The sequence below is a fragment of the Fructilactobacillus sp. X1R3C1 genome (genome assembly GCF_059901545.1).
In genome coordinates, this window is sequence record NZ_JBWXUT010000003.1 from 65,864 (window position 1) to 80,131 (window position 14,268).

General features: G+C 40.0%; 18 protein-coding genes. 9 read left to right on the plus strand and 9 right to left on the minus strand.

Annotated elements, in window-relative coordinates:
* Positions 1-15: 15 nt before the first annotated feature.
* The 3 genes from rsmG to AC6UD8_RS04385 all read right to left on the minus strand — a co-directional run bounded on the left by rsmG (position 16) and on the right by AC6UD8_RS04385 (position 2,735).
* Positions 16-738 carry a 16S rRNA (guanine(527)-N(7))-methyltransferase RsmG gene (gene rsmG, locus AC6UD8_RS04375; RefSeq protein ID WP_500699621.1) on the minus strand — a complete coding sequence of 241 codons (723 nt, stop codon included), beginning with the start codon at positions 736-738 and terminating at the stop codon, positions 16-18.
* 146 nt (positions 739-884) lie between these two features.
* On the minus strand, positions 885-1,802 hold the full coding sequence (gene rihC, locus AC6UD8_RS04380) for a ribonucleoside hydrolase RihC (protein ID WP_500699620.1): 918 nt from the start codon (positions 1,800-1,802) through the stop codon (positions 885-887).
* A gap of 99 nt (positions 1,803-1,901) precedes the next feature.
* Positions 1,902-2,735 (minus strand): alkaline phosphatase family protein, encoded by an 834-nt coding sequence (locus tag AC6UD8_RS04385; RefSeq protein WP_500694029.1) that lies wholly within the window; start codon positions 2,733-2,735, stop codon positions 1,902-1,904.
* Between the two features lie 124 nt (positions 2,736-2,859).
* Here AC6UD8_RS04385 and AC6UD8_RS04390 point away from each other — a divergent pair, with 124 nt between their 5' ends.
* The gene (locus tag AC6UD8_RS04390) at positions 2,860-3,483 is read left to right on the plus strand and encodes an SGNH/GDSL hydrolase family protein (RefSeq protein ID WP_500695793.1); all 624 of its coding nucleotides are present in this window, start codon (positions 2,860-2,862) and stop codon (positions 3,481-3,483) included.
* A gap of 25 nt (positions 3,484-3,508) precedes the next feature.
* Here AC6UD8_RS04390 and AC6UD8_RS04395 read toward each other — a convergent pair whose 3' ends face one another.
* The 3 genes from AC6UD8_RS04395 to AC6UD8_RS04405 form a co-directional block, all read right to left on the minus strand.
* Entirely contained in the window at positions 3,509-4,708 is a 1,200-nt protein-coding gene (locus AC6UD8_RS04395; protein ID WP_500694031.1) for a zinc ribbon domain-containing protein, read from the minus strand.
* A 97-nt stretch (positions 4,709-4,805) separates the two neighbouring features.
* On the minus strand, positions 4,806-6,245 hold the full coding sequence (locus AC6UD8_RS04400) for a zinc ribbon domain-containing protein (RefSeq protein WP_500699619.1): 1,440 nt from the start codon (positions 6,243-6,245) through the stop codon (positions 4,806-4,808).
* Positions 6,246-6,256: 11 nt separating this feature from the next.
* A complete protein-coding gene (locus tag AC6UD8_RS04405; protein ID WP_500694033.1) occupies positions 6,257-7,093 on the minus strand; it encodes a DUF6574 domain-containing protein in 837 nt (278 codons plus the stop codon).
* Between the two features lie 253 nt (positions 7,094-7,346).
* Between AC6UD8_RS04405 and AC6UD8_RS04410 the strand changes: the two genes are divergently transcribed.
* On the plus strand, positions 7,347-7,604 hold the full coding sequence (locus AC6UD8_RS04410) for a hypothetical protein (RefSeq protein ID WP_500699618.1): 258 nt from the start codon (positions 7,347-7,349) through the stop codon (positions 7,602-7,604).
* A 125-nt stretch (positions 7,605-7,729) separates the two neighbouring features.
* On the plus strand, positions 7,730-7,957 hold the full coding sequence (locus tag AC6UD8_RS04415; protein WP_500694035.1) for a hypothetical protein: 228 nt from the start codon (positions 7,730-7,732) through the stop codon (positions 7,955-7,957).
* A 49-nt stretch (positions 7,958-8,006) separates the two neighbouring features.
* Here the strand turns inward: AC6UD8_RS04415 and AC6UD8_RS04420 are convergent, their stop codons facing one another.
* Positions 8,007-8,636 carry a YdhK family protein gene (locus tag AC6UD8_RS04420; protein ID WP_500694036.1) on the minus strand — a complete coding sequence of 210 codons (630 nt, stop codon included), beginning with the start codon at positions 8,634-8,636 and terminating at the stop codon, positions 8,007-8,009.
* Between the two features lie 204 nt (positions 8,637-8,840).
* Between AC6UD8_RS04420 and AC6UD8_RS04425 the strand changes: the two genes are divergently transcribed.
* A complete protein-coding gene (locus tag AC6UD8_RS04425; RefSeq protein WP_500694037.1) occupies positions 8,841-9,086 on the plus strand; it encodes a hypothetical protein in 246 nt (81 codons plus the stop codon).
* Between the two features lie 68 nt (positions 9,087-9,154).
* The gene (locus AC6UD8_RS04430; RefSeq protein WP_500699617.1) at positions 9,155-9,820 is read left to right on the plus strand and encodes a type 1 glutamine amidotransferase; all 666 of its coding nucleotides are present in this window, start codon (positions 9,155-9,157) and stop codon (positions 9,818-9,820) included.
* A 34-nt stretch (positions 9,821-9,854) separates the two neighbouring features.
* Here the strand turns inward: AC6UD8_RS04430 and AC6UD8_RS04435 are convergent, their stop codons facing one another.
* Positions 9,855-10,394 (minus strand): GtrA family protein, encoded by a 540-nt coding sequence (locus tag AC6UD8_RS04435; protein WP_500694039.1) that lies wholly within the window; start codon positions 10,392-10,394, stop codon positions 9,855-9,857.
* 121 nt (positions 10,395-10,515) lie between these two features.
* Here AC6UD8_RS04435 and AC6UD8_RS04440 point away from each other — a divergent pair, with 121 nt between their 5' ends.
* Complete coding sequence (locus AC6UD8_RS04440; RefSeq protein ID WP_500695801.1) at positions 10,516-10,656, plus strand: hypothetical protein; 141 nt, start codon at positions 10,516-10,518, stop codon at positions 10,654-10,656.
* A gap of 72 nt (positions 10,657-10,728) precedes the next feature.
* Positions 10,729-11,478, plus strand: coding sequence for a response regulator transcription factor (locus AC6UD8_RS04445; RefSeq protein WP_500699616.1), 750 nt, complete (start codon positions 10,729-10,731; stop codon positions 11,476-11,478).
* Between the two features lie 39 nt (positions 11,479-11,517).
* On the opposite strand, the gene AC6UD8_RS04450 is transcribed toward AC6UD8_RS04445, so the two are convergent.
* On the minus strand, positions 11,518-12,438 hold the full coding sequence (locus AC6UD8_RS04450) for a metal ABC transporter solute-binding protein, Zn/Mn family (protein WP_500699615.1): 921 nt from the start codon (positions 12,436-12,438) through the stop codon (positions 11,518-11,520).
* A gap of 118 nt (positions 12,439-12,556) precedes the next feature.
* Between AC6UD8_RS04450 and AC6UD8_RS04455 the strand changes: the two genes are divergently transcribed.
* Positions 12,557-13,186, plus strand: a complete 630-nt coding sequence (locus AC6UD8_RS04455; protein ID WP_500699614.1) for a TetR/AcrR family transcriptional regulator — start codon at positions 12,557-12,559, stop codon at positions 13,184-13,186.
* A gap of 179 nt (positions 13,187-13,365) precedes the next feature.
* Positions 13,366-14,253: a phosphate ABC transporter substrate-binding protein PstS family protein gene (locus tag AC6UD8_RS04460; RefSeq protein WP_500699613.1), complete on the plus strand. Its 888-nt coding sequence runs from the start codon at positions 13,366-13,368 to the stop codon at positions 14,251-14,253.
* Positions 14,254-14,268: the final 15 nt, after the last annotated feature.

Here is a 14,268-nt window from a genome sequence, read left to right on the forward strand (position 1 = left end):
GTTGTTCCCTCCTTCTTACTTGATCGGATCCTTATTTGGAGTTCCAGCTTTTCTTGGATACTTCTTTGGTGTCTTGGTGATTTTATCAATGACAATTATATTTCTTACTTCATCGTTTTCCGGTAATTTAAACTCAAAGTCACTTTCGACTTTACCACCTAAAGTTGTAATTGCCTTCTGAGCTCCCTTCAGTTCTTCAGGAGCCCTAGCGGCCTTTAACGCAATTAACTTGCCGCCGATCTTAACCAGTGGGAGGCACAACTCAGACATCACACTCAACCGCGCCAGTGCCCGTGCGGTTGCAAAATCAAATTGTTCGCGATCATTTGACCGCTTTCCACCAAATTCCTCGGCACGAGCATGAACAAGGCGCACGTCAGTCAATCCCAGTTCACTAACTAGTTGTTTCAAAAAAACAATCCGCTTATTAAGTGAGTCCACGATGGTGACCTCTAAATCGGGATTAATAATCTTAAGTGGGATTGACGGAAACCCTGCCCCCGCACCAACGTCTACAATTGACCTTGGCTTTTTAAGCTCTGGTATGTAAAAAACGGGAGTAAGTGAATCGTAAAAGTGCTTTAAATACACGTCGTCACGTTCAACGATGGTCGTCAAATTCACCTTTTGATTATAGGACACTAAGAGTTCGTAGTACTTTTTAAACTGTTCTACTTGAAAGTCCGATAGTGAGACATTGTGTTTTAACAATGCCGCTTTAAATTGTTCTGGATTCATTTACTTCTCCTATGTAAAACAAACAATTGGAAACTAATTAAAGTTAAACCAATTTAAATTAGACCCTTTATTCATTATAACGAAAATTTAAAGATTTCGTTACCAAAAAAAGGAAAAAAGTCACCGAGAAATTTACCCCGTTCCGTTTAATCTGGCATCTTTTGAACTTCAGACTTAAACCAGTCATTAAACGCTTGGGCGTCAATGTCAACGGCAACCTTAGCATTGGTTTGACCATGATGATAAGCACCACGAATATCACCAACGGTGGCGCCATTGGCGGGCCCAGTAGTTTGAATATCAATCCACATCTCTTCAGTAGTAAGTAATTCTGGGTGTAACAGGTAGAAAATCGTATTAACATCGTGCATGGCCACGCCTGCATTACTTTGATCCCCATCACTAGTGATAATGGCAGAGAGCATCTCTCCCGCTCGATTCATTTCCTTAATTTCAGCTAAAGTTTCGTTAGTAAGAAGAGCCTTCTTGGTCACATCAAGTCCAATCATCACAATTGAAACACCACTTTGATACATTATTTTGGCCGCATCAGGGTCAGTAAAGACATTAAATTCAGCGGCACTGGTCATGTTACCACGTCCAAGTGCTCCGCCCATGGCAACAATCCGCACTAACTTGGCTTTTACTTCTGGATATTCAGACAGTAGGAGGGCAACGTTGGTATAAGATCCCGTTGCGACCAACGTGACTGGTTCTTCACTGTCCATAATGTGGTCATGAAGGGCTTTCACCGCGGTCATTTTCAATGGCTCTGGCAGTTCACCCGTAAAATCATAACCACGCATCCCAGACTCACCGTGAATCCGAGCTGCATCTTCAAACGGCTTTATTAAGGGATTTGCGGCCCCACTAGCGACTTTGACCCGCTCACCATCATGAAAAAAATTAATAATTTTAAGGGCATTAATCGTCGTTTTATCAACCGTTACGTTTCCAGCGACGGTGGTCACCAAGTCCACATCCAGTTTTGGCTCATTGAGTGCCACTGACAAAGCTGCTGCATCATCAATTCCTGGGTCCATGTCCATAATAATTTTTTGCATAATATCCCTCCGTTTTAAATCCGTCGTTATTAGTCAAGTTTACCACACGCATAATTGAATTAGCTGCTTCAGCTTAAAAGCAATCAAAAAAGAGACGGCCTAAGCTGTCTCTTTTTTTAAGTATGGAAGTAAACTTATTGATGGTCGTTTTACTCGATCAAGGATTCCTAATCCATCTAGAACCGTTCCACCAATCACACTTACTTTATTAACATCTTCAATGTGGCGATCAGTTGATTGGTTATCATACAACATTACTGGTAAAATCTTGTAAGTCGATAATCCATCCTGGGTTTGTGAATCACCAACTCGACTTGAGGTAACAATCAACAAGTCATCATCCTCTAAAGAATCCATCAGTTCTGATAACATGACATCAACTTTCTTCAGTTCCGATGAAAATTGGTCCAAATCACCCTCCATAGCGGAGGTCTGAAGATCTGGAACTTGAACGTAAATAAAACCGCTCCGAACCTTTTCCAGCTGATGATTTAATTCAACAAAAGCAGAGGTATTATCGGGTACCTGAATCCGTCTGGAAAAGTCTTGAACCTGAAGATATTCCACAAACCGGGAAATGATCACGGAACTCTTTTCCGCTTTATAAACCTCTTCAAAGACGCTTGACACACGTGAATTAACGGCACAATCAAACATTTCTCGCAGTCCGGATGCGGGTCGATTAACAACGGAATTAGTTCGAACTAATCCGTAAGCGCCCTCGGGATTGACTTCATCTGATGAAGAACGCTCCCCATCAAAAAAGATGTTAAAAAGGCCCAACCGCCGAAGCGATGGTAAATCTGACTTTGAGGATTGATTCAAAACGTGTGAAAGGATGTTATCGCTTGAAGCATTAAGTTGTTCTGCTTCATTGTCCGAGCGTAATCCGAGTGATGCTAAATCCACAACAATTACCCTTTTATAACTCACGTTTTCATCTCCCATGCGACTTAATAAAATTTAATTATATTCTATAATGCAATAATAAAATGCCCATGTCAATTGACTTAGCAGTAAAATGATAGTATCACAATTCACAACCGAGGTTTAAAAAATGAAATCAATTAATGAAGACAACATCATATTATTAGGTGACTCGTTAACTCGTGGTTTTGACGGAGAAAAAGATTTAGTGCACAATTGGCCCTATTATTTAGGTCAAATTTTACCATTTAACTTCATCAAAAACGCGGGCCAGAATGCCGGTACCATTACCGGAAATTGTGAGCTGGACTTAACCTATCAGGTTAACCACAACAATTTTGGTGACTACGACATCGCCACGATCTTTTACGGTACCAACGATTTTGCTCACCGCTACGATACTTTAGAAGTCGTTAAAAGGATGTTAAATGAAAACATCCAGCAAATCAAGATCGAAAATCCGTCCATTCAAATTCTGGGAATCCTTCCATTGAACCGCTTCGATGGTGGCACCGATAACTACAACATTGAGGGACTCGCCCACTACACGTTTGGACAGCTCCTTTGCGGCTTAACCACCGTCTACCGCCAAAATAACATTCCATACCTAAACTGGCGTAAGGTGGCACCGACCATTGTCGACGACGATAATTATAGAACAAGACTGCATGACCATCGTCTTCACCCTAATTCGACTACTTACAAAATGATGGCCGAAATCATTGCCAAATTTATTAAAGCAAACGTCAACTAAAAGGAGCCATAATTGGTTTCCTTTTTTATTTAACCTCATCCAGACCCTTAAGTTTGAGCTGATTATTAACATCTTGTTTAACATCAGCCCGATAGTTAGTCGTTTTTGACGCTTTTTGGCCCTGATCGTTAGTTGAATCAGTTTGAACCGCAAAGTCAACGGCGGCTTTCCCCTCACCAGTACTTGTAACCTTTTTAACGTTTACCTTAATTTGAAGATTTTTAACATCTGGTTCATGATCCTTTTTCGCAATCGTAATCATCTGATTATAGGCTGGGTTACTTTTTCCTCCAACAAAGTTTTGGTCGTACTGAACTTGACCAGCTGACTTTTCGTCAAAAACGTCATGGTTCAGTGGCTCCCACACGGCTTTAAGCAGACCAGTTGCTGCCTTTTTATCAACGAGCTTTTTAAACGGGAGTTTGATCTCAGAGTGATTATTCTTCATCCCGAGGTACTGAACATCACTTTTCATTGGTTTGCCGTCAGCACTCAGAGTGGCCCAGATTGATGAATCATCACCAATGGGTAAATTATTGACCTTCGCCTTGCCGTTTTCACCAATTTGAGCAACCGGATGATTGTCAACGTAGACGATAGCGTTTGGGACACTTTCAAGCCCAAACGAAACCACGTTAAACGTCAGGTGCGCCGTATCAGATGACTTCATCAGACTAAACTGACCGGAAGTCTTAAGCTGTTTACCACCAGCCGTGGCAGTCGCCTCAATCTGATGAACTCCCGGGATGAGTGATTTCACGTTCAGCTCCCCATTACCATCCGTTTTACCTGCCTTGTTTCCATCAATTGTCACGTTGGCTTCTGAAAGATTGGTCTTAATTTTAGGATCAATTGGTTTAACTACCAGTTGATAACGTGGAAATACCAGGAAATTCTTCCCCGTTTGTTTATAAACCAAGTTGTTTTCAGCCACTTTCTCACCGTTAATCTGCATCTTGAGCCGATTAACTGCTTCGGAATTTTGATCGAAATCGTTAACAAGGGGTTGAAGGGCCTCTTCACTTGGAGTACCCGTTTGCCCGTCAATTTTGATTCCAGCAATCACCTGCTTTTGTTCGTGATTACGCAGGGCATTCACCAAGCGGTCACCACTAGCTTTTTTTGAATAATACTTTGTCCCGGAAACTCCGACCACAATCACGATGATAATTTCCAACACGAGTAAAAAGGCCAAGAATTTATGTGATTTACGTTTTTCTGCCAAACTAATTTCCATCCTTTTATAATATTGAGGAAATCATAACATACACCAAACAAAAAGAAACGTAGCACAGAATGCTCGTTTCTTTTCTAAATTACTATTAATCGTTATCGGTACTATCCGATACTTTCTTAACTGACTGGTTACTCTTGATGATAAACGGAAGATCATCAGAATCATCACTGCCAGGATTTTTGACCAAGATGGCATTGTATTCAAACGTCTGATGACGAACCGAACTATTGTCATCGTCGTCATTGTTATCGAAAGTATAATCAACCTGATAAGTGACTTGCGTCTCCCCACTATCATAAGGTGCTACCGATTCGGTCCTTTCACTAGTTTCAAATGACTCAATTTTATCGTTGTCATTATAACTTTTGACCATTTTAAGCATATCCTGACAAGCGGGACTACCATTTCCACCGTCAAAGAAATGGGAAATATCAACGTCGTTACCGGCACCACTCACCTGAGTCCAGAGCGGATTCAAGACCTGATCAGCCTGGTCTTTCGTGGCAATCCCATCAAACTTCGGTTCAATCGTGTTGTTATTATCACTGTCTTTTAAATTATAGGGTTTACTCTGAATTAATTTACCGGACTTGCCCTTCATCTGAACTTGAACGTTCATGTTCGTACTAAATGGGTAGTCAGAAAGCTTAAAGCTCCCATTGTCACCAATCGTTCCAACCTTCTTGTTTTGAATCAACACGTCTGATCCTGGTTGCCCCTTCACTGTAAAGGTGATAATTCGAAGTGGTAAGGACGCTGAACTGGCACCATCAATCCAGTCGAATTGACCATTATTGTGCAATTCACGGCCATTGACTTTTCCGGCAGTGGTAATGTTATAAAGGCCTGGTGCAAGTGGCCCAATCTTCTTAGCCTTTTGACTGCCCATGTTGCTGGTAATTTGCTTGCCGTTCACACTCAACGAGACGCCATTCAGGTTAGTGGAAATACTAGAATAAACGGGTTTGACCATCAGTTTATACTTAGGGAAAAATAACCAGGTGTTACCCTCCTGCTTAAATTGCAGGCTGTCGGTCACCGGATTATCGTTATCGCGCATGAACTGACTCCTAAGCTTTGATAACTGGTCCTTATTACTAGCATAATAATTAATGGTTGGCTTCATCGCTTTCCCACTAATCTTAAAGTTCGGGTCGTTTGTTTCCGACACATTGGCTAAATTCTTTTCCTGATCATTCTTAATTGCTGAGATGACTCGGTCGACTTGATTAGCTTTTGAATAGTAATTCTTTCCAAAGAAGTAACCACCGATAAGTACCACTACCAAGACAACCACAATTACCCAAATCACTCTAGTAAGTGGTTTCATCTTCTTTTGCTTTCGCGGACGATTAACGTTACTTGTCTGACGCAGGGGCCGACTCCCTGATGTCTTGCGACTTGGTCCTGCTTGACCTTTTGGTGATCCATTAGGAGTTAGTTTATACCCACAATTGGGGCAGAACTCATCATTTGCATTAATTCGGTGTCCACAATTGGGACAAAAAGACGCTTCTTCACTCATTTTGACTCCTCCTAGTATCCCTGACCAAAGTTAGCAGCAAAGTTGTTAATGATCTCTTGAGTCAGCGTTTGAAGTTGAGAGCCCAGGCTATTACCCAAAATAGCTACTAGGACAGCGGAAATGATTGCCACGATAACCGTTACAATCAGTAAAACATAGAAACTATCAATTGACCCAAAATTCTTAGAAAAGAGCATTTCATAAATTAACGCCCAACCAGAAATGGTGATGGCCAAGTCAACCACGTAGAGACTAATTAAAAATAAAATCCCAGCGGGCATGACGGCGGATAGGAGCAGGCCCACCAACAGTAAAATAATTCCAACGTTTAAAAATTTACCGTACTCATTCGTATAATCACTGAGACTCATATTGTTGTTCATAACAAAGTGAACACCGACATAGCCTAAAATCCAAGCTAACAGACCGATTACGGCAATAATCAGTCCTAGTCCCATAACACTCGTGTTAATGACGCCATCCATCTTATGAATCAGTGAGTATGGAACTGATTCAGAGGCCAGGCCACTCTTCATTCTCATTGCTAAAATAAACGAAACTAGCCAGGTCAAAACGGCGAAGATTCCAAGCGAGATATATCCCAGATACTTCTCACTAGCAGCCTCATATTTGACTGGATGTTTAATCGATTCAATGAAATAATTAAACATGCTGGTTAATCCGTTAGAAACGTCAGCCTGTGAATTACGGGGATGTTGCTGCTTTTTTGCTTCATTATGTACCTTGTTACTGCTTGTTTGACTGTTGCCAGTCAACTTAGTTCCACACTTGACACAAAACTTTGCGCCCGGCTTGTTATTAAAATGACAATTAGGACATTCATTCATACTAGTTCCTCCAATTAAATAAATATTAAGATTTTCTTACGTTTACATTATCACATACTGATTAGCTCAATCAAAGGGCTAAGGCACATAAATAAAAAAATCAATTAATTGCGGCACGGGATATCGGTCACTCAACAATTCCCGTTCACCAATTCCCTCAGTGTTCGTGAATTTTGATGAACTATAATCCCATTATTTGATTATTCAACTTATTTAATTATAATTATTATAAGATAATAAAGGAGGCGTGCTTATGATTAATTGTACTGGAAACGATGTTTTTATAAATGACCAAAAATTATACAATACCGTGCAAATGGAGATGCAGGATTCTCATAACTTTTACGAATTTGCTGTCCACATTGCTTATGCCCTAGAGGGTAAAATGGCTGTTAATGACATTGCCAAAATCGTGGAGGCCGCTAGTAACAACCACTTAAAGGTCACCGAAACCATTAACGTTTGTCCTAAAGCTCTTCAAGAAGCACTCAAAAAATCACAGTACCTATAAGAAATTCCTTAGCTTGGATGGGCTAAGGAATTTTTTTGGTTTCAGGTGATGTTATCTAAAACTCATTTGAAGTAATATGATTAGTATCACTGATTAAACTTCAAACTACTATTAATGGAGAAAAAATGAAAAACAAACGCAACGTTCTACGAAACATTAACGATCTCATCTGTGGCATTGCCCTGGTAATTGCCATCATGTTCGCCCACTTCAATATTTTACTAATCACGGTCTTAATCGTTTTTATTGATGAACTCTTATGGGGCATGTTCGGCAAAAACAAGAAGACTACGTGGTATTTAATTGCCGCGATTATTGGTTTAATTGGTGCCATCGGTTACAACTTCATCTAAAATAAAAAAATACTAGGACAATGTCCTAGTATTTTTGAACTAATTTAAATTAGCATTTTTTCATTTCAGTTTGGCTGACCCACTGATGGTTAACGTATTCTTTGCCACCATTAGTTGGTTTGAATGTTACAGCATAGGCAGGACCGTCACAAACTTTAACAATCTTCCCCTTAGCGCCCTTCATGCCGGGCATGTGATCAGCTTCAACGGTGACTTTTTCGCCCTTTTTCAAGGTAGCACCTTGTTTATCAGCCTTAAGTTGGTCTTTAGTAACAAACTCATGATTTTTAACTTCAGCCTTACCATCGGTTGGCTTGTAATCGATGACATAAAGTGGTGAATCATATGCTCCGGTAACTTTAGCCTTAGCACCTTTCATTCCTTTCATGTGGTTAGCTGATAGTTTAACTTCAGAACCAACCTTAAACTTAGGATTTTTAGCGGCAGCTAAGTCAGTTGGTAGGTTCATCTTATGCTTCATTTGCATATTCATGTCCATTGACTTATCGCCCTTGGTTTCCTTCATGTCTTTTTTACTCATTGTTTTTTCGCTACTGCTACTCGACATATTTGATGACGAACTGGACTTAGAACTACTCTTGCTTTCTCCACAACCAGTAAGTACCAATCCCACACTAGCTACGGCAGCTAACGTAAATAATGTTTTCTTCATTTTCATCTTTGAAGAGCTCCCTTGATATTTTTATGATGTTTCAACTGCTAAGATAGCACCGTCGACACCAAAAAGTTACTAAAATGACTTACCGTAAGTATATTTTAAGATTCTTATAGATTCCTTCAAAATTAAGTAATATGTTTGCACATTTAACCCTAAAAGTTCATGCTAAATATATATAATCTTATGTTTGTGAGGTGAAAATTAATGGGTACAGAAAGTTTAATCATTTCAATTGTTGCATTAGTTGTGATTTTGATCATTCTAATCGCTCTAGCATGGTTGTTCTACAAGTTTCTCGGTGGTAGAGACAAGGCAGCCTGGAAATCATCAATGCAAATGGCATTCACAATTGCCTTTGGAATCATCGTTGCATTCATCGTAATGGGATTGTTCAAGATGATCGTCGCAGCCATTGCGGCCATGATCGGTATGCAAGGCGGAATGATGTAATTTACTAAAATAATGCCAAATGGCATTATTTTTTTATTATCACGGTCAATTCAAGAGGAACAACAATAATGAGAGTAAGCATTTTGCAACACACTTCTGATGAGGGACCCGGAGCAATCTCCGACTGGATTCATCACAACCATTACCAGATGTTCGTTTATCATCCTTCTCAGTTCAAGGTGCTACCAGACGCTGCTACAACCGACATGTTAGTAATCTTAGGCGGCCCAATGAGCGTCAATGATGACACAAACTGGATCAAGTCCGAACGAGAACTAATCAAACGGATGATTAGCCAAAGAAAACCAGTCTTTGGCGCCTGCTTTGGTGCTCAACAAATTGCCAAAGTTCTAGGAGCTTCCGTCTTTGACTCGCACACTAAGGAAGTTGGGTTTGCTCCCGTCTACTTAAAAACAAAACTCATCCCCGGATTATCTAAACAACTAGAAGTGCTTCACTGGCATGAGGAAACGTTTCAGATTCCAGATGGTGCCTCGTTATTGTACTCAAGTGATCAACTCGTTAATCAGGGATTTGTAAAGGATAACCTCGTTGGCCTCCAGTTTCACCTTGAACCCAACCACGACAACGTCACCGAAATGGCAATTAACGACTACCCTTACCTTACCGGGTCCGTTTTAAGTCAGTCTAAAAACACCATCATTAACCACCCAATTTCAAAACAGAACCATCTCGATTTATTCAAGATTTTGGATTACATCGCAAACAAATAGCACCCACCTAGAAAAAGTGGATGCTTTTTTGATTTTATTTAAAAGCAAAGTACTTAGAAACAAAGTAATTAATCACAATGGCCATGATTTGTGTTCCAACCACACAGATAAAACTGTTAAACAACGTGGGACTCCCAATCAACCCGTGAACAACGGGAAGTTGGAATAGCCAAGCCGAATAGTTTAAGTGATCTAAAAATAAAATCTTAATGAAAAATTGCGGAAACTTATCGATCATTACGTAAGTCATCAAAAAGTCAAGGACTAAAACAAACAATCGTCCCGAAACAAAGTTAACGATCTGAGCCTGAAGTGTCTTGGACTGCGTTCCACTGTTAAAAACAAAGTATTTGTTCACCACAAAAGCAAACGCAATCGACAGAACTTGGGCAATTAAGACGGGAGTAAAATCACTGGTAAAAATCTTCATCGAAACGAATCGACTGACAAAGTAAACCAGGGTGGTCATGGCTCCCCAAAACAAGTATTCAATTTTTTCATCAAAAACTAATCTTTTTACGATATCTAAGTAGTTAGTAGTATTAGCGTCGTTTGTATCATTCATGATATGCATCAAACCCCTTCTTAGTCATTTTATCACAATCAATTAAGTTATAAATTTGTGATTTCCTTAAAACTTAATCTTTTCGGTCGTGTTAAAATAAAACCAATCATTAACGAAGGGAATGGACGTCATGGATTTAAGCACGTTTATCTGGCTCGTCATAATGATGGTGGTCGTTTTCGTAGTAGTAACCATCATTACCGTCTTAGTGAGTCTTCATCGCGCCAAAAAACGACAGGAAAAAGAGAACCGACATTCTGATTCCAAGTAGCTTAGTTACGTGAAAACGTTAAAGTTACGATTATCAGCCATAAAACTGTATAATGAGTGAAGAAAAAGAAGCGTGATTTTTAATCGGGATGGTGCCATGAATCACATTGTTTTAGTGACTGAAAAATTATCATTAGCACTTAGTTTCAACCAAACTTTTAATGACAATGGATACTTTGTCGACGATTTATACGATGTTTCAAGCCTCCTATCATCCATTCAAAAGTACAAAGAACAGGCCATTATTTGGGACCTAAGTACCGTTGCAGCTCAAAAGTTGATCGAACTTATCCCTAAAATCCGCCAAACGGCCTCACTTCCAATTCTCGCCCTGGGAGAAAAAAAGGACGAGGGCATCGTTGATCAATTATTTAAAGTTGGCATCGACGACTACATCATCCAACCATACAACCCTGACGAAGTCATGCTCCGGATGAAACATCGCGCCCGTTTCTACCAAGACGAAAATAATAGTCTAAAGCAGGAAAAAAATAAGAAGGTCAAACCACGATTTCACTTTTCTGACATCGACGTTGATTTAGATCAGAAGGTTGCCACCAAAAACGGTACTTCGCTCCGACTAACGCCTAAAGAATTCAAGCTTTTAGAGTACTTTCTGACTCACCCTAAACGGATCCTGAGTCGTGAACAAATCCTAAACGGCGTTTGGAACGATCTTTACATTGACCAGTCCTCGCGGATGCTTGAAATGCACATCAGCCATTTAAGGGACAAGATTGAACCTAATCCCAAAGACCCCGTCTTAATCAAAACGATCCGTGGCTTTGGTTATGAATTTGAAGCGAAATTAAATAAACCATAATAAATGACATCCAAACCATTAACGGGCTTGGATGTCATTTTATTTGTTTTTCATTTCATTATTTTGAATTTTGACCACCTGCTGATAGGCATTATCCATCCACTCCAAGTAGTTTTTATCTTCAGGAATCGTTTCGGTCAATTTTACAACCGGCACATCATGATCCTTAGCTAATTTGACGAGGTTCTTGACCATTTTACTGTCAGCCTGCGTGTTATCAACAAAGAAAGCAATCCGATGGTGAGTGATATCATCCCTGATGTTTTGAATACTCTTAGGTGACGGGTCAATCTCCTTCTCGGTCGCATTGGCAAAATCAGGGTCATTTACCTTGTATCCCATGTACTGAAGGGCATCATCGAAAACCGGTTCACTGACGTCGACCTTGCGATTTAACTGGTAATCGTTCAGATTATCTCGTGCCTTTTCCGCCTGCTGCTTAACTGGTTCATATTCTTTTAAATACCGCTTGGCATTATCATGAAAATAACGTTTGTGATTCGGTTGTTTTTTGCTGTAGACGTCTGCGAGTCGGTAGACGAGCTTATTAACGGTGTCAGGATCATACCAAATGTGCTCGTTATCCCCATTTTTTCGGTTCATCACCTTTGAAACGTTGACAACCGACGTCTGATCACTTCCATTCTTTACCAGCTTTTTCATCCAATCGTCGTATCCAATGCCATTTTCAACAACCACGTCTGCTCTTGCAACTTGATTCGCATCACTCGTTGAAGGATCAAAATCGTGTGGGTCACCGCTTCCCTTAATAATCGGCTGAACGCTCCCCTGATTTCCCAAAACATTTTTCGCAATTTGACCATAAAAATTAGTTGAGGTAACCACTCTCAGCTTATGGTTGGCCCGTTCATCTCCTGATTTTTTGCCACAACCAACTAGCACGATGACACAAAATAAGATTAAAATTGCTGTTATACTTAACTTAAACTTTTTTATCATTGTTTTTCTCCTTTGAAAAATCATCCGGAGTTAAGTTGACCATCCTTAAGCAAATAATACTCACTTAATATAACACTGTTATCTTAAATTAAGCAATCAATCCACTGGAGGAATTTTCATGGCAAACGTTCGTAACCAGGATAAAACCCATTCCCTACTACTAGAAGCCGGGTTTAAGGCCTTTCTAAAAAACGGGTTTGATAAGACAAAGATTCGTGAAATTTGCCGAAACGCTAACCGGACAACCGGTTCCTTTTACAAACACTTTGAATCAAAGGATGCGATTCTAGATGAAATTCTTGATCCCTTTATTAAGCAATTAAAAGACGAATATGAGAATCAGTTTAATCAGGGAATGGCTAAAATCAGTCCAGCCAGCGTTCAAACGGTGTGGAAACAAAACATTTTGAATATGAATCCAATCATCCACACCCTTTACGCTAATCCGAAGTATAAGGAATTAATTCTTTTTAAATCAGAGGGGTCGAAGTACGACAATCTAGCCGAAATGCTAACGAAATACTTTACCCAAAAAATTGCTAACGCCATTGGGATCATGCAAGAACGTAACATCATCCTTGTTAGCTTTAAGTTTAACTACCAGGAACTGCATTTTCACGTGTTCTCGTTTTATGCTACTTTTTGTGACATTTTGAAACATCGGTATAACGAGCAAGAGGCCATCATGCTGTGTAACAACCTCTACGACTTCTTCTACCCGGGATGGATGGCATGGCTGTCCATTTAGTTTGTTTTTAATAACACCGTTATTTAAGAACCCTTTCAATAGCACTTGAAGGGGTTCTTTTTGGCTTTACCAAACATTTACATAAAAAGACCGTAAAATTTACTTAACATTTACATTCACCTTATATACTTGGTTCGTAAACAAAATAATGTCCATTTAAACCAAAGGAGATTTCGTCCATGTCATTAGGCAAAAAGAAAAAGGTTGCATTGATATTAACGTGTGGACTGCTGGCGCTGGGACTAGCCGCGTGCGGATCATCTTCTTCCACCAAGGCAAAAAACGGTAATAAGATTACCGCCGTTGGCTCCACAGCACTTCAACCACTGGTCGAGCAAGCGAGTCGGGAGTATCAGGTTAGTAACCCGAAAGTTAACATTAACGTCCAGGGTGGTGGATCTGGAACTGGCCTAAGCCAAATTCAACAGGGAGCCGTCAATGTTGGTAATTCAGATGTCTTTGCTTCCCAACAACTAGGTGTTACTGCTAAAGATTTAGTTGATCATAAGGTTGCCGTTGTTGGAATTGCCCCGGTTGCCAATAAAAAAGTGGGAGTGAAAAATCTCTCAATGAAACAACTTGAACAAATCTTCACTGGTAAAGTTACCAACTGGAAACAGGTTGGCGGAAATAACGTCAAAATCGTGGTGATTAACCGAGTCGAAGGAAGTGGGACAAGGATGACCTTTGAACAATCCGTTTTAAAGGGCAAAAAAGCCGTCAACGCTCAGCAACAAGACTCAAACGGAACGGTGCAACAGATTGTCTCATCGACTCCCGGTGCGGTTAGTTACCTCTCGTTTCCATATTTAAACAATAAAACGCAAAGTATTTCCATCGATAAGGTGCAACCAACCGACCCCAACGTGGAACATAACAATTGGAAAATCTGGTCGTATGAACACATGTATACCAAGGGCAAGCCCAGTGGAACCACCAAAAAATTTATTGATTACATGCTTTCAGATCATGTTCAACAGAAATTAGTCAAGCAGATCGGATACATTCAAGTTAAAAACATGAAATTTGAAAAGAATGCTGAAGGTCAAGTTCAAGCGGTTAAATAATTATGAAAGTGGTTT

Excerpts from the sequence above, each read along its gene's own strand:
- rsmG (WP_500699621.1), bottom strand. The coding sequence starts at position 738 with ATGAATCCAGAACAATTTAAAGCGGCATTGTTAAAACACAATGTCTCA.
- rihC (WP_500699620.1), bottom strand. The coding sequence starts at position 1,802 with ATGCAAAAAATTATTATGGACATGGACCCAGGAATTGATGATGCAGCA.
- AC6UD8_RS04390 (WP_500695793.1), top strand. The coding sequence starts at position 2,860 with ATGAAATCAATTAATGAAGACAACATCATATTATTAGGTGACTCGTTA.
- AC6UD8_RS04400 (WP_500699619.1), bottom strand. The coding sequence starts at position 6,245 with ATGAGTGAAGAAGCGTCTTTTTGTCCCAATTGTGGACACCGAATTAAT.
- AC6UD8_RS04405 (WP_500694033.1), bottom strand. The coding sequence starts at position 7,093 with ATGAATGAATGTCCTAATTGTCATTTTAATAACAAGCCGGGCGCAAAG.
- AC6UD8_RS04410 (WP_500699618.1), top strand. The coding sequence starts at position 7,347 with ATGATTAATTGTACTGGAAACGATGTTTTTATAAATGACCAAAAATTA.
- AC6UD8_RS04415 (WP_500694035.1), top strand. The coding sequence starts at position 7,730 with ATGAAAAACAAACGCAACGTTCTACGAAACATTAACGATCTCATCTGT.
- AC6UD8_RS04420 (WP_500694036.1), bottom strand. The coding sequence starts at position 8,636 with ATGAAAATGAAGAAAACATTATTTACGTTAGCTGCCGTAGCTAGTGTG.
- AC6UD8_RS04425 (WP_500694037.1), top strand. The coding sequence starts at position 8,841 with ATGGGTACAGAAAGTTTAATCATTTCAATTGTTGCATTAGTTGTGATT.
- AC6UD8_RS04430 (WP_500699617.1), top strand. The coding sequence starts at position 9,155 with ATGAGAGTAAGCATTTTGCAACACACTTCTGATGAGGGACCCGGAGCA.
- AC6UD8_RS04435 (WP_500694039.1), bottom strand. The coding sequence starts at position 10,394 with ATGCATATCATGAATGATACAAACGACGCTAATACTACTAACTACTTA.
- AC6UD8_RS04440 (WP_500695801.1), top strand. The coding sequence starts at position 10,516 with ATGGATTTAAGCACGTTTATCTGGCTCGTCATAATGATGGTGGTCGTT.
- AC6UD8_RS04450 (WP_500699615.1), bottom strand. The coding sequence starts at position 12,438 with ATGATAAAAAAGTTTAAGTTAAGTATAACAGCAATTTTAATCTTATTT.
- AC6UD8_RS04455 (WP_500699614.1), top strand. The coding sequence starts at position 12,557 with ATGGCAAACGTTCGTAACCAGGATAAAACCCATTCCCTACTACTAGAA.
- AC6UD8_RS04460 (WP_500699613.1), top strand. The coding sequence starts at position 13,366 with ATGTCATTAGGCAAAAAGAAAAAGGTTGCATTGATATTAACGTGTGGA.